Source organism: Mycobacterium bulgaricum (assembly GCF_041287165.2).
GTDB lineage: Bacteria > Actinomycetota > Actinomycetes > Mycobacteriales > Mycobacteriaceae > Mycobacterium > Mycobacterium bulgaricum.
Genome location: NZ_JBGGKV020000051.1, coordinates 1 through 281, shown reverse-complemented (window position 1 = coordinate 281; position 281 = coordinate 1). Strand labels below are relative to the sequence as shown.

Sequence of the window (281 nt, the reverse complement as noted above, 5' to 3'; positions counted from 1 at the left end):
GCACTCGCCCTGAACTATCCCGAACGAATCAACCCCTACCTATAACCGGCCATCTACACAAAAATCTTGACAAGCTCTAGAGGCGGTGTGGGCCAAAGAAGCCGCACCCGGACACAACATCCCCGACTACGAACTCGACGACCCAGTGGACGACGACGCTGCCGAGCCTGTCGAGGCCGACAACCCCGCCGAGCCCGCCGCTGAGCATGATCCGCAGCCCGAACCGTGCGGCTCGGATCCGCGCACCCAACCACAGCGCAACCACGACGCCCTCGAAGCCC

1 protein-coding gene is annotated in these 281 nt (G+C 63.3%); it reads right to left on the bottom strand.

Annotated elements, in window-relative coordinates:
- Nucleotides 1-76: 76 nt before the first annotated feature.
- The coding region (locus ACAG24_RS29525) for a hypothetical protein (protein WP_374150823.1) at nt 77-281 on the bottom strand (205 nt) is incomplete at its 5' end.